Origin of the sequence: Dongia sp. (assembly GCF_041906375.1) — a bacterium.
In the GTDB taxonomy this organism is placed as follows: Bacteria; Pseudomonadota; Alphaproteobacteria; order Dongiales; family Dongiaceae; genus Dongia.
Genome location: NZ_JAYRJJ010000001.1, coordinates 585,178 through 599,104, shown reverse-complemented (window position 1 = coordinate 599,104; position 13,927 = coordinate 585,178). Strand labels below are relative to the sequence as shown.

General features: G+C 61.4%; 14 protein-coding genes. 2 read left to right on the top strand and 12 right to left on the bottom strand.

The window, feature by feature from the left end:
• Positions 1–13: 13 nt before the first annotated feature.
• Together ACE3OA_RS02725 and ACE3OA_RS02720 are read right to left on the bottom strand one after the other, a co-directional pair.
• On the bottom strand, positions 14–793 hold the full coding sequence (locus tag ACE3OA_RS02725) for an SDR family NAD(P)-dependent oxidoreductase (RefSeq protein WP_374307600.1): 780 nt from the start codon (positions 791–793) through the stop codon (positions 14–16).
• 9 nt (positions 794–802) lie between these two features.
• A complete protein-coding gene (locus tag ACE3OA_RS02720) occupies positions 803–2,542 on the bottom strand; it encodes an IlvD/Edd family dehydratase (RefSeq protein WP_374307597.1) in 1,740 nt (579 codons plus the stop codon).
• Between the two features lie 102 nt (positions 2,543–2,644).
• On the opposite strand from ACE3OA_RS02720, the gene ACE3OA_RS02715 reads away from it, so the two are divergent.
• On the top strand, positions 2,645–3,490 hold the full coding sequence (locus tag ACE3OA_RS02715) for an IclR family transcriptional regulator (RefSeq protein WP_374307594.1): 846 nt from the start codon (positions 2,645–2,647) through the stop codon (positions 3,488–3,490).
• On the top strand, positions 3,487–4,416 hold the full coding sequence (locus ACE3OA_RS02710; RefSeq protein WP_374307591.1) for an aldose 1-epimerase: 930 nt from the start codon (positions 3,487–3,489) through the stop codon (positions 4,414–4,416). The genes ACE3OA_RS02715 and ACE3OA_RS02710 overlap by 4 nt, the downstream gene beginning before the upstream one ends.
• A gap of 180 nt (positions 4,417–4,596) precedes the next feature.
• Here the strand turns inward: ACE3OA_RS02710 and ACE3OA_RS02705 are convergent, their stop codons facing one another.
• From ACE3OA_RS02705 to ccoN, 10 genes are all read right to left on the bottom strand, one after another.
• Positions 4,597–5,127 (bottom strand): hypothetical protein, encoded by a 531-nt coding sequence (locus ACE3OA_RS02705; RefSeq protein WP_374307589.1) that lies wholly within the window; start codon positions 5,125–5,127, stop codon positions 4,597–4,599.
• Positions 5,128–5,221: 94 nt separating this feature from the next.
• Positions 5,222–6,088 carry a universal stress protein gene (locus ACE3OA_RS02700; RefSeq protein ID WP_374307587.1) on the bottom strand — a complete coding sequence of 289 codons (867 nt, stop codon included), beginning with the start codon at positions 6,086–6,088 and terminating at the stop codon, positions 5,222–5,224.
• Between the two features lie 124 nt (positions 6,089–6,212).
• On the bottom strand, positions 6,213–6,395 hold the full coding sequence (ccoS, locus tag ACE3OA_RS02695) for a cbb3-type cytochrome oxidase assembly protein CcoS (protein WP_374307585.1): 183 nt from the start codon (positions 6,393–6,395) through the stop codon (positions 6,213–6,215).
• A gap of 1 nt (position 6,396) precedes the next feature.
• On the bottom strand, positions 6,397–8,736 hold the full coding sequence (locus ACE3OA_RS02690) for a heavy metal translocating P-type ATPase (RefSeq protein WP_374307583.1): 2,340 nt from the start codon (positions 8,734–8,736) through the stop codon (positions 6,397–6,399).
• Positions 8,733–9,236, bottom strand: coding sequence for a FixH family protein (locus ACE3OA_RS02685; protein ID WP_374307581.1), 504 nt, complete (start codon positions 9,234–9,236; stop codon positions 8,733–8,735). Before ACE3OA_RS02685 ends, ACE3OA_RS02690 begins: the two co-directional genes overlap by 4 nt.
• A complete protein-coding gene (gene ccoG / locus ACE3OA_RS02680) occupies positions 9,220–10,650 on the bottom strand; it encodes a cytochrome c oxidase accessory protein CcoG (protein WP_374307578.1) in 1,431 nt (476 codons plus the stop codon). The genes ACE3OA_RS02685 and ccoG overlap by 17 nt, the downstream gene beginning before the upstream one ends.
• Positions 10,651–10,682: 32 nt before the next feature.
• A complete protein-coding gene (gene ccoP, locus ACE3OA_RS02675) occupies positions 10,683–11,549 on the bottom strand; it encodes a cytochrome-c oxidase, cbb3-type subunit III (protein ID WP_374307576.1) in 867 nt (288 codons plus the stop codon).
• Positions 11,542–11,715 carry a cbb3-type cytochrome oxidase subunit 3 gene (locus ACE3OA_RS02670; protein WP_374307574.1) on the bottom strand — a complete coding sequence of 58 codons (174 nt, stop codon included), beginning with the start codon at positions 11,713–11,715 and terminating at the stop codon, positions 11,542–11,544. The genes ccoP and ACE3OA_RS02670 overlap by 8 nt, the downstream gene beginning before the upstream one ends.
• Positions 11,712–12,452 (bottom strand): cytochrome-c oxidase, cbb3-type subunit II, encoded by a 741-nt coding sequence (gene ccoO / locus ACE3OA_RS02665; protein ID WP_374307572.1) that lies wholly within the window; start codon positions 12,450–12,452, stop codon positions 11,712–11,714. Before ccoO ends, ACE3OA_RS02670 begins: the two co-directional genes overlap by 4 nt.
• 17 nt (positions 12,453–12,469) lie before the next feature.
• Positions 12,470–13,927, bottom strand: a complete 1,458-nt coding sequence (gene ccoN / locus ACE3OA_RS02660) for a cytochrome-c oxidase, cbb3-type subunit I (RefSeq protein WP_374307567.1) — start codon at positions 13,925–13,927, stop codon at positions 12,470–12,472.

The following is a 13,927-nucleotide window of genomic DNA, read 5'->3' as shown; positions in this document are numbered from 1 at the left end:
TCTGGCCAGGCCGTCAGACCCAGCCACCGTCGACAATGAAATTCTGGGATGAGCACATGCGGCTGTCATCGGCGGCAAGGAACAGCACCATGCGCGCGATATCAGCCGGAAAAAGTCGGTCCTTGAGGCATTGACGCTCGTCAATCTGCCGCTCGCCGGCCTCGTCGAGCCACAGCTTCATCTGCCGCTCGGTCATGACCCACCCGGGCAGGACGCAATTGACCCGGATGCGTTCGGGCCCGAATTCGCGCGCCAGCGCCCGAGTCATGCCGGTTATGGCAGCTTTCGATGTGACGTAGCCCGGGCAGTCGCCATCGCCCACCAGCCAAGTGATAGAGCCGAAATTGACGATTGATCCTCCGCCGGCATCGCGCATCATCGGCCGCACTGCCTGCGCCGCGAAGAACTGGTGGCGTACATTGACCGCCATGCGGTCATCCCAATAGTCCGGTGTTACGTCTTCGCTGCGATGGCGGTCATCATTGCCGGCATTGTTGACGAGAGCGCGGATCGGTCCATGCTTGGCGGCCGTCGCTGCGATGGCCGCACGCAAGCCTTCGATATTGCGTAGATCGCATTGGATGAAGTCCGGCTTGGCGTACCCGTCCTTCGCGATGCGCTCACAGACCGCCCTGGACGCAGCTTCGGCCAAGTCGACAAAGGTAACTTTGGCGCCTTGCTGGCAAAGATGCGTCACGATGCTTTCGCCGATACCGCTGCCGCCGCCGGTGACAAAGACCACCTTGCCCTTAAGGCTGGGGAAGATGGCTGGTTGATCGATCAAGCCGTTCATAACGAGACCTTAGTGAGATTGACGGGGCACGGCAGCGCCGCGCTGGCCGACGAGAAAATCGAAGTCGCAGCCACGGTCGGCCTGCAGAACGTGATCGACAAAGAGCTTGGCATAGCCGCCGGCGGTTGCAGTACCGGTGGGCACGGGCGCCGTCCATTCAGATCTGCGCCGGTCAAGCTCGGCATCCGACACGTCTAGATGCAGGCGACGTCCGGCCACATCGAGTTCGATCATGTCGCCGTTGCGCACCAGAGCCAGCGGGCCGCCTAGCGCCGCCTCAGGCGCCGTATGCAGGACGACGGTGCCATAGGCCGTACCGCTCATGCGCGCATCTGAGATGCGCACCATGTCGGTGACACCCTTCTTCAGCAGCTTGGCCGGGAGCGGCATGTTGCCGACCTCGGCCATGCCGGGATAGCCGCGGGGACCGCAATTCTTCAACACCATGACGCAGTTTTCATCGATGTCGAGTGTCGGATCGTCGACACGGGCGTGATAGTCTTCGATCGTTTCGAATACCACCGCGCGGCCCTTATGCTGCATTAGGGCCGGCGTCGCCGCCGACGGCTTGATCACCGCGCCACTGGGGGCGAGGTTGCCACGGAGAACCGCGATGCCACCTTCTGGAGTCAATGGGTTGGAAAGGTCGCGAATCACTTCCTTGTTGTAGTTGGGCGCATCCTTGATGATGTCGCGCATGGTGCCACCGGCGACAGACGGCGCGTCGAGATGCAGCATGCCGGCCTCGCCGAGCGCCCGCATCACGGCCTTGAGGCCGCCTGCGTAATAGAACTCCTCCATCAGGAAGCGGCCCGAAGGCATCAGGTCGACGATGGTTGGAACGCCGCGGCCGAACTTGTCCCAATCGTCGAGCCCCAGATCGACACCGAGGCGGCCGGCCACGGCGATGAGATGGATGACGGCATTGGTCGAGCCGCCGATGGCGCCGTTGACGCGGATCGCATTCTCGAACGCCTGACGAGTGAGGATCTGCGACATCGGCACATCCTCTTTCACCAGATCGACGATACGGCGGCCAGCGAGATGCGCCAGCACATGACGCCTGGCATCGACGGCCGGAATGGCGGCATTGTCAGGCAAGCCGATGCCCAGTGCCTCAACCATGCTGGCCATGGTGGATGCCGTCCCCATGGTCATGCAGGAACCGGCCGAGCGGCTCTGACCTTGTTCTGCCGCCAGGAAATCCTCGATCGAGATGCGGCCGGCCTTTACATCCTCGAAAACCTTCCAGACATGGGTCCCGGACCCGACCGGGGCACCGCGGAAGTTGCCGTTGAGCATGGGACCGCCGGAAACGGCGATGGTAGGGAGATCGCAGGACGCAGCACCCATCAACAAGGCTGGTGTGGTCTTGTCGCAGCCGACCAGCAGGATGACGCCGTCCATCGGATTGCCGCGGATCGATTCCTCGACATCCATGCTGGCGAGGTTGCGGAACATCATCGCTGTCGGGCGCAGATTGGATTCGCCCAGCGACATCACCGGGAACTCGAGCGGCAGGCCGCCTGCCTCGTAGACACCTCGCTTAACATGCTCGGCGAGCGTACGCAGATGGGCGTTGCACGGGGTGAGCTCAGAAAAGGTGTTGCAGATGCCGATCACCGGGCGGCCGTCGAAAACATCCGCCGGGAGCCCCTCATTCTTCATCCAGGAGCGGTGCATGAAGGCATTCTTGCCCTGCCCGCCGAACCATTCCGCCGAACGCAGCTTACGCGGCCACTTGGCCATTCAGATCTCCCGCCTCGCCTGCCGGATCGCTGCTTGCGATCTCGTGTATTGTTTGGTATCACGAAACCTTGTTTCGCATGACAATGACTGTAAGGCTAGCCAATGCAGGAAGTCAATCCGACCGCGGTGGAGACAAAGCCGGACGAACGCTATCGGGTTCAAAGTCTCGGGCGCGCACTCGACCTCCTTGAATTGCTGGCCAAGGCCGGACGCGATGGCGGCCGGCTGACCGATCTCGCTCTCGGTCTCGGCCTCTCCAAGGCCGCGACTTACGCCATCCTGCAGACTTATCTGTCGCGCGGCTTCATTTCGGCCCTGGGCGAAGGTCCGACCAAGCGCTATCGCCTAGGCATGTCCCTGGCGCGCTTTGGCGATCTCGCCATCGCCAATATCGCGCTCGCCGACATGGCCATGCCGATCCTGCGAGCGCTGACGCGCGAGCTGGGCCTGACCAGTCGCGTTGCCATTCTCGACGAAGGCTACGCCGTCGTGGTCGGCCGCGCCGATGCGCCGGGCGCCGTCCGCTTCGACGCGGCACTCGGCCGGCGTGAATTGCCGCACAGCTCTGCCGTCGGCAAGGCAATGCTGGCGGCCATGCCGCGTGCGCAGGCCCTCACCATCCTGCGCAATGTCGGCCTGCCACGACGGACGCCGCATACGCTTACTACCATGCCGGCAATCCAGGACGACCTGGACCGCGTGGTCGCACACGGCTACGCAATCGACGACGAAGAGGATACCGAGGGCGTCGTCTGCATCGGCACTTGCGTGTTCGACCGCACCGGCAATGCGGTGGGCGCCATCAGCGTTACCGGACTGAAGCAGAACTCATCGGAGGACAAGCAGGAGCAGCTAGCCGCAACACTCATGCGCCATGCCGACCAGCTGTCGCGCCATATGGGCGGCATCGACGGGGCCGATGCCTGGGCGTTGCGCCGCGTCGCATGAATTTGGTCAATCTGCGCGCGGCGCATTATGCGCTGTCGCTTGCGCCCGCTCTTGGCGGCTCGATCAGCCGCTTCACCTGGCTGCACCTGAATGGGCAGCACGTCGACCTGCTGCGGCCGATGCCGGCGGGGGCGACAAGCAGCGAAGCAGCCGGCTGCTTTCCGCTCTTTCCCTTTTCCAACCGCGTTCGCCATGGTCATTTCAGTTTTGACGGACGTGAGATCTTCCTGCCACGCAATACCGGCGGGCCGCATGTCGAACATGGTCATGGCTGGCAGCGCGCCTGGACGGTAGCAGCGCAAGATGATCAGTCAGCGACGCTCTCCTTCACCCATGATTCGGCGACTGACGGCAGCTGGCCATTCGCCTACCGGGCGGAGCAGCATTTCGCGCTGGACGACAGCGGCCTCAGCGTCACCCTGCGCGCGCAAAATCTCGGTGAGCGGCCGATGCCGCTGGGTTTCGGACTGCATCCCTTTTTCCCGCGCTCACCGCGCTGCCGGTTGCGAGCCGGTGTGAGTGGATTCTGGGAAACGGATGCGGAAGTGATGCCGACGCGGCATGTACCGGTACCGGCCACATTTGACCTCAACCGCGGACTCGCCCTGAATGACATCATAGTCGACAACGTCTTTACCGGGTTTGCCGGCGAAGCGGTCATCGATTGGCCGGAGAGCGCCACCTCGCTCACCCTGACGGCCGGACCGGAACTTCTCCAGCTGGTGCTTTACGTGCCGGATGCGACGACGCAAGAGCTAGAGAGAACACATGGCATCCAGCCCTACTTCTGCGCTGAGCCGGTCAGCAACATCACCGATGCCTTCAATCTCGCCGGGAAGGTCGAGACTGGACTGATTCCGCTGGCTCCAAATGCTGAGGCCGTCACGTCTGTGCACTTCGCGGCCAGCGTCCTTAGGTGCGGATGAAGCGCTTGATATCCTCCAATGTCAGCGGCCGACTCCATGTCTAGGACGGCAGGGGTCTCAGCGATTTCAACCTCAAGCAGCGACGAGTTAGCGGAAAAGGCATTGAGGGAACGATCGACCCAGTTCGTGAAATCGCTATGCAGTTCAGCACCTGCCACCTCCAAGCGCCCCCTCTGACGATCAAGCCGATACAGACCGTAAGGCAACGCCGACGAAGGCACTCAACATGACGAGTTGAAACAGCAGATTGGTCTGCTCCAATCTTTGCTGTGCGACCAGCAGATTACGCATGCCGCTGAGGCGTTCCGAGTCAACTTCGCCACTTTTACCATCATTTCGTCGATCAATGGCGCCCTGCCAGACGGAGCGTGTGCAGTAGACGTCATGCTGCAAAGTGGGATCGCTGTCGTAAGGATAGATTACAAAAATCGGCCCCTTGTCGCGAATGGGCAGAAGCTCTGCGGTCACACGGGTGGCAAGGATAACGCCGAAATTTTCAGCATCCTCGACCGGCGAATTGGCCGAATAATCACTCAGGGCATGGGCCGTAATCATCTTGCCGGAGGCGCCGGCGGCGTCGAGAAGAACCCTCAGCTTGCGCCCTGCGAATGTCGACACACCATCGTGCCAGGGTGTTTCTTTCGAAACGTCATTCTGCTGTAAGGCGTCGAGATCGGCCTGCGTGAAGGAGACACTAGGCCCTTTCGGCATGGCGTCGTCGACAGTGAGAACCGGAGCCTGCTGAGAGAAAGCAGAGCCGGCGGACAGCGTTATTAAAGCGGGCGAGGTGGTTGCGAGAGCGGTCTCAATGAGCGAGAAGGACGGGAATTTTTGCCTCTGCCAGCATCTGACGCGTGAAGCTGCCGAGGATCATCTCCCGCAAACGACAGTGACCATAGCCGCCCATGACGACGAGACTGAAATCACCTTCCTCCAGAACGTCGACCAGAGCTGCAGGAGTCAAGTCCTGAGGGGAATTCACCCGCTTCGTGCGCGCCTCAATGCCTCGCACAACGAGGCGTTCGACGAGATCGGTTGGATCGGCGCCTTCGCTTTGGCCTGCCGTCACCACCACGGCACTGCCGCAGGCGGCAAGAAGCGGCATCGCATCGCCCACCGCACGAGCGGCCTCCAAGCTGCCATTCCACATGATGGCGACGCTCTTGGGGTCAACATGGCGAACGCCCGCCGGCACGCACAAGACCGGCCGGCCCGTATCGAAGATTGCCGCTTCGACAACCGCATCCTGGGTACCGCGGCCGCCGCTGCCCGGCTGGGCCACGACGAGGAAATCGGCGAGCCTGCCATACTGGGTCATGGCCCCTTCATAGGTGCCTTCATATTGGCGCCAAGACGCACTGGGAACGCCGGCCTTGCCCCTGCCCAACTCGGCGCCTAAGCGCATGCCACGGCGCGCGACCCAGGCATTGAACGCGTTGTGCGCTAACTGATGACGCCGGGCGATATCTTGCGTGATGCCGTTGACGATATCCGAGGTACCGAGACTGTTAACGCCATCAATGAAGCCGGCAAGGACGCGGTAGGGATCCAGCCGGGGATGCAGGACCTCGATATGGCTTTCATGGATCCGAGAAAGCGCCAGCGCGGTCTCGAGCACGTCGATATCGGACGCCGCTCCCGTCACCACTGCCAAAATCAGGCCCTTATTCATACCCGCTCCAACGCCCGACCCGCTCAATCTGGCGGTCCGCGTTGGTAATCCTATCGGGGTCGATTGGCGCCGATATTGATTTAGGTCAGAAACATGGGACGCTTGGCCGCAAATCAGCCGGCCGTCAGCGGGTCTGTTCCGGGCCGGACTCGGCCTGGAAGGGGGCCGGTTCGTCATCGAACAGGATGCGCTGCGCCGCACCATCGAGGTCATCGAACTGGCCCGACCGCATAGCCCAGAGGAAGGCTGCAAGCCCCAGGCCGCCTAGGAACAACGCCATCGGGATCAGAAAAAGGATGACTGTCATGCTATTTGACCCGACCAACGCGCAGCGCATTGAGAACGACGACAATCGAAGAACTGGACATCGCGACGGCCGCGATCAAGGGGGTCACGAGCCCGAAAATTGCAAGCGGCACCGCAGCAAGGTTATAACTGAGCGAAATCAATAGATTCTGGCGAACCAAGCGATCCGCCACCCGGGCAGTGCGGATGGCGCCCATGACGGGCGCCAAACGGTCACCCTGGAAGACCAGATCAGCGGCATTCTGCGCGATTTCCGCGCCGCTGGCCGGCGCCATGGAAACGGCAGCCGCGCGCAAGGCCGGGGCATCGTTAATGCCGTCGCCAATCATCAGCACATGCTTGCCGGCTTGCCGCAGTTCTTCGAGCCGCCGCACCTTGTCGGTCGGCAATTGTTGGGCATGCCAATGCTCGATGCCGACCAGATGCGCACATTCGGCGACCGTCGCTGCCCGGTCACCCGACCAGATCTCAACCGGACCGATTTTCTTCAGTTCCTCCACGGTCGCGGCAGCGTCCGAGCGCAGCGGATCGGCAAATTCGAACGACGTCGTCTGCCCCGAGGGGTCGCGCAAATAGAGGGTCAAGACGGCCGCACCTGAATCGCTTTGTCCGGTGAAGCGCGTGCTGCCCAGGCGCCAAGTGCCGTCCGGCCCCTGCCATTCAAGGCCCTGGCCGGGAACTTCGCGGACACCGTCCAATGTCATTACCAGGCCAGCCGCCCGCCGCAGGGAAGCCGCCAGCGGATGGCGACTGCTGCCGGCGATGGAGGCCGCCTTAGCGAGCTTTGCGGGATCGCTGCAACGCTGCAGGGTCGGGCGGCCGACCGTCAGCGTGCCGGTCTTGTCGAGCAGAATATGATCCACCTGACGCAGGCGCTCGAGCGCATCCGGCGCCTTGAGCAACGTTCCAGCCTTGAGCAGGCGCTGGCTGGCCACGACCTGCACCGCCGGCACGGCCAGCGCGAGAGCACAAGGACAGGTGATGATGAGGACGGCAATGGCGATCAGCATGGCATCCTGCCACGCCATGCCAAAGACAAAGACCCAGGCGAGGAAGGTGACGAGCGCCGTCAAATGAACAACGGGCGAATAATAGCGCGCAACCCGTTCGGCAATGCGGACGAAGCGGCCGCGCCGCGCTTCGGCGGCTTCCATCAGGCGGATGATATCTGCCAGCAAGGTGGATTCGCCGACCTTTTCGACCAGGATGGTCAGCGGTGCCTCGATATTGAGCGTGCCGGCAAAGACTTCGCTGCCCAGCACGACATCGACCGGCATCGACTCGCCGGAGATGACCTGCTGATCGACGCGACTGTTGCCCGTCAGCACTTTGCCGTCAGCCGGGATGCGGGCACCAGCAACCACCATGACCCGCTGTCCGGCCAGCAATTGCCGAGGCTGTACGTCGCGCAGACTGCCGTCGGCATCGATGACGGTCGCGGCCTCGGCATTGAGCGCCAGTAATTGTTCCGCCGTCGCCCGTGCCGTCCGCCGCGCGCGATGATCAAGAAACCGACCGATGAGCAGAAAGAAGAGCAGTGTGACAGCGGAATCGAAATAAGCGTGTTGGCCGCCGGTGAAAGTTTCAAACAGGCTGAGCGAGGGCGCCAGGATGACGGCGAGCGAGATCGGCACATCCATATTGGTGCGCCCGGCACGCAAGGCGGACCAGGCCGAGGCAAAGAACGGCCGGCCGGCATAGGCAACCGCCGGAATCGCAATCATCGCCGAAACCCAATGCAACAGATCGCGCGTCGCCGCATCGGCACCGAGCCAGACTGATACCGAGAGCAGCATGATGTTGCCGGCAGCGAAGCCGGCAACGGCGAGACAGCGCAGCAGCGCCTTCACCCCGGCCTCGTCCTTGCTGGAAAGACAGGCTGGATCGAGCGGCACCAGCCGATAGCCCAGCGCTTGCACGCCTTCAACGAGGGCTTCAGGCTGGCATCTGCCTTTTTCCCAGCGCACCGACAGGCGATGGGTTGTCAGCGAGACGCGGGCGCTGATTACGCCGGATTGCTGCAGCAGATATTGTTCGATCAGCCAGACGCAGGCGCCACAATGCAAGCCGTCTACCATCAAGGTGAGTTCGGCGGTCTTCTCGTCGATGTTGCGCACCCAGGCGCCGAGATCACCGACATGCACCAGGTCCTCTGGGCGCGGCTTGCGCTGCGCCGCATCAATGATGCGCCGTTGATAATAGGCACCGAGCCCCATCTTGCCGATGAGATGATGCGCCGCTTCACAGCCGCTGCAGCAATAGGCCTGTTCGCCGATGACCTCGCCGCCGCAATGCCGGCATTTCCCCGCTGCCGGCCCCGATTGGACGGCCGGAAGACTCATTGCAGGAAGATCCGCTGGGTCTGCTGCCAGGTGACATCGCCACGGCGCGCCTGGAGGCGCAATTCCCAATTGCCCAGGGCCCTGGGGGTGAAAGCCGCGCTGTAGCGACCATTGCCCAGATCGGCGAGAGCGATTGCTTCGTCCATGCCCGCATTGGTCGGGCGCACCAGATAGGCTTCTACCTTCAACTCCGTCACCGGCGCACCGTTGCGGTCGGCTACGGCGATTTCAAGCTGACGTTCGCCATCGGTGGCGGTCGAGACAGTCGGCGTGGCATGCCAGCCTGTATTGGCATTGGCGGCCGCAGCGGCGAGAGCCTGATTGTAGCGCAAGCCCTTTTCATAGGCACCGTCTGTTTCCAGGCCGCTGAAGCTGGAGACCGCCGTGAAGATTAAGACGCCGTTGACCGCGATGACAATGAGGAAGCCCAGCACAAACAGCCCAGGAATCCACAGGGCGCGCCTGTGAACAGTCGGCCGGGAATTACTTGGCTGGGCCACGGAAGACGGCATCATGACTGCTGGTCCCATGGGTTGTTTGATCTTCAATCATCACTTTGATCGACGTTGAGTCGTCCTTCAAGGCCTTTGCCGGCGCCTGTAGAAGCAGACGGAAGGTGCCGACGGAATCGCCCGGGACGGAAACGGTCGTATCGTCGTCGCCAATGACCTTGATGCGCAGGTTGTCGACGCCGCTCACGGTGATGCTGTATTCGGCCGGAAGGCGGATCATGTTCAGGATCTTGATCGTATAGCCGTTCTGGATGTCGCCATTGCTGAGACGCACAAACAGTGGTGACCGATCGGCCTGCAGCGAGACATCAAGCCGCGAACGAAGACTCAGCGTTACGACCATCACAGTGGCAATGATCGCGATGATCACGGCATATAGCATCGTGCGCGGGCGGATGAAGCGGTGCTTGGCAGGCAGTCCCGTCGCTCGCTGTGCCTGATTGTAGAGCGAATCGTAGGTAATAAGTTCCGCCGGACGCCCAACCTTGGCCATGATGCCATTGCAGGCATCTATGCAGAGGCCGCAGCCGATGCAGGCCAGTTGCTGGCCGAGGCGGATATCGACGCCAGTCGGGCAGACGTGGTGGCAAAGACCGCAATCGACGCAATCGCCGAGCTTCTGGCCATCGCTGGTCAAGGCCTTTACCTTGCCGCGAGGCTCACCGCGCCATTCTTCATAGGTCACGAGCATGGTGCGCTCGTCGAACATGGCCGATTGGAAGCGGGGCCACGGGCACATATAGATACAGACCTGCTCGCGCGCCCAGCCGGCCAGCAAATAGGTCGTGCCCGTGAAGAGGGCGATGAAGCCGTATTGGGTAGCTGTGGCCTGCCCAGTTACAAATTCGCGTACCAAAGTCGGCGCGTCGGAGAAGTACATCGCCCAGGCACCGCCCGTCAGCAGCGCAATCAGCAGCCAGATGGCATGCTTGGCGATTTTAAGCCAAGCCTTCCGCAAGCTCATCGGCTCCTTGTCGAGCTTCATGCGCTTGTTGCGATCGCCTTCAATCCAACGTTCGACAAATAGGAAGAGATCAGTCCACACGGTCTGTGGGCAAGTGAAGCCGCACCAGACCCGCCCAAGCAGTGCGGTGGCGAGGAAGAGCCCGAAGGCGCCCAGCATGAGCAGGCCGGCCAGGTAATAGACTTCCTGAGGCCATATCTCGATCCAGAAGAAGTATGCCCGGCGTCCGGGCAAATCGATCAGCAGCGCCTGGTCGGGGACGCCCTGACCGCGGTCCCACCGCAGCCAGGGCATCACGTAGTAGAGACCGAGCAGGACGCCGAGTGCGACCCACTTGATCAGGCGGAAGCGGCCAAAGACACGTTGCGGATAGATCTTCTCATGTTCCGCATAGAGACTCTTTGGTCGTACTTCCTTCTGGGCATCCTGAACGGTCATTGCACTTTTGATCCAACTGAGCCCGGGTGGTCTTACTGACCACCACCCAGGCTATGCACGTAGACGGTAACCATCTTGATCAGGTCGTCATTGAGGCGACCTTGCCAGGCCGGCATGACACCATGTCGCGGCGAGGTGATCTGCGCCACGAAGCCGGCACGGTCGCCGGTAAACTGCCAGATGTTGTTGGTGAGCGACGGCGCGCCCAGATCCTTGTTGCCGGCCGCATTTTCGCCATGGCAGGCAACGCAGTTCTCAGCGAATACCTTGGCACCGCGCTCCTTTGCCGCCGCATCCGCCTCGCCACCACTCAGCGAGACGACATATTCCGCGACGTCATTGATGGCCGCAGGTTCCAGAACGGCGTCGGCGCCAAAACGCGGCATCTGCGACTGGCGGGCATCCGGGTCTTCCGACCGAATGCCGTGGCGGACCGTCTGCTCGATATCGGCCAACTGACCGCCCCACAGCCAATTGTCGTCAGCAAGGACCGGATAGCCCTTCTGGCCCTGGCCGCCGACACCATGGCACTGCGCGCAGTTCTCGTTGAACACCGCCTGACCGCCGGCCAGGGAGAATTCGAGCAGCTGCGGATCTTTGGCAATATCGGCAACGCCGAGCGCCGCGATGCGGTCGGTGTATTGCTTCTTGGCTTCCGCCGCAGCAGCCGTTTCCGTATAGAAATCGGCATGCGAGTTGTAGGCAAGCAGGCCCTTGGTGTAGCCGCTGAGGCTGGGCCAAGCCGGATAGAAGACCGTATAACCCAGGCCGTAGATGACGCAGGCATAGAGCACCAGCAACCACCAGCGTGGCAGCGGATTGTTGAGTTCCTTGATTCCGTCCCACTCGTGTCCGGTCGTTTGAACGCCCGTGGCGAGATCGCGTTCGACTTCAGCCATGATTGTTCATCTCCTCAGCATCTTCACGAAAGGGAATCTGGGCGCAATCGGCGAAATGATCCTTGTTCCGCTTGCGATAAGCGTGGAAAACGATGGCGCCAAAGATGATCAGCAGCCACACCACCCACAATTCACGGGCAGCGGTTGAAAGTTCATGCATGCTCATGGCTGAGTCCCTCCGGCATTGGTGCCGAGCTCAGGACGGTAGGTGGTAAAGTCCACCATGCGACCGAGCGATTGCAGATAGGCAATCAGCGCATCCATCTTCGTGATCTTGGCCGGATTGCCGTCAAGATCACCGACGATCGCCTTCGGATACCGCTGCAGCAAGGCGGCTGTATCCGCGTCCGGCGTTGCCTGGGCGATCATGTCGGCGGTCGCTTCCTTGATCATCTCCTCGGAATAGGGCACGCCGACGATCGCGAGCGTCTTCAAGTCTGCTCCGATATCCTTGGCGTCCACTTCCTGCTCGGCCAGATGCGCGTAGGTCGGCATGATCGATTCCGGAACCACCGAGCGGGGATCAATGAGATGCGCCGCCTGCCAGTCATTGGAGTATTTGCCGCCGACACGCGCCAAGTCAGGGCCGGTACGCTTTGAACCCCACTGGAACGGATGATCGTAGATGCTCTCCGCCGCCAGGCTGTAATGGCCATAGCGCTCGACCTCATCGCGGAACGGCCGGATCTGCTGACTGTGGCAGTTGTAGCAGCCTTCCGAGATGTAGATGTTACGCCCGGTGAGTTCGAGCGGGCTCAAAGGGCGCACCCCTTCGACCTTTTCGATGGTCTCGCCGATGGTAAAGAGCGGCACGATCTCCACTAAACCGCCGATGGCAACCGTAAGTAGGATGCCGACCAGCAGGATGATGGAATTGGTTTCGAACTTTTCGTGTTTGATCATGACAAGTTCTTTCCGTTTCAGGCCCGAGCCGGGACGGCAGCGGTGCTGCCGATGGCGCGTTCTTGCCGAATGTCACCACGCATCGTCCGGATCAGGTTGTAGGTCATGATAAGAGCACCGATCAGGAAGAGGACGCCGCCGAAGCCACGCACCACATAGTAGGGGTGCATCGCAGCAACCGTTTCGACGAAGGAATATTGCAGGAAGCCGAGGCTATCGTAGGCACGCCACATCAGCCCTTGCATGATCCCCGAGATCCACATCGAAACGATATAGAGAACGATGCCGAAGGTGGCGATCCAGAAGTGCCATTCGACCAGACGCAGGCTGTAGAGGCGCTGGCGCTTCCACAAAGCCGGAACCAGATAGTACATGGCGCCGAAGCTGACGAAGGCGACCCAGCCCAAGGCACCGGAATGGACGTGACCGATTGTCCAGTCAGTATAGTGGCTCAATGAGTTGACCGCCTTGATCGACATGACCGGGCCTTCGAAGGTCGACATGCCGTAGAAGCCGACCGAGGTCACCAGGAAGCGCAGGATCGGATCGGTCCGGAGTTTGTCCCAGGCGCCCGAGAGCGTCATCAGGCCGTTGATCATGCCACCCCAGCTGGGCATCCACAGCATGACCGAGAAGACCATGCCGAGTGACTGCGTCCAGTCAGGCAGCGCTGTGTAGTGGAGGTGGTGCGGACCCGCCCAGATATAGAGGAAGATCAGCGACCAGAAATGCACGATCGAGAGGCGATAGGAATAGACTGGCCGGTTCGCCTGCTTCGGAACGAAATAGTACATGATGCCGAGGAAGCCGGCGGTGAGGAAGAAGCCCACCGCGTTATGGCCGTACCACCACTGCAGCATGGCATCCTGGACACCCGGGAAGAGCGAATAGCTCTTGGTGCCAAGGAAGGAAACCGGGACCGCCAGGTTGCGCACGACATGCAGCATGGCCACGGTGACGATGAAAGCGAGATAGAACCAGTTGGCGACGTAGATATGCGGTTCCTTGCGCTTCATCAGCGTGCCGAGGAAAACCAGCAGATAGACGACCCACACTACCGTCAGCCACAGATCGACATACCACTCGGGCTCGGCATATTCCATGCTTTCGGTAATACCGAGCACATAGCCGCTCGCCGCGAGGACGATGAACAACTGATAGCCCCAGAACAGGAACTCGGCCAGCAGCGGTCCGCCGAAGAGTGCTGCACGGCAGGTGCGCTGTACCACATAGAGGCTGGTCGCCAGCAGGACGTTGCCACCGAAGGCGAAGATCACCGCCGACGTGTGCAGGGGCCGCAGGCGCCCGAAAGAGGTCCATTCGAGGCCAAGATTGAGGGCCGGAAAGGCCAGCTGGAAGGCGATGACGACGCCGACCAGGAAGCCCACCACACCCCAGAACATCGAGGCGATCGTGAACATGCGCACGATCTTTTCATTATAGGATGGCATGACGTCTGCCCGAGTGAGTGCCAT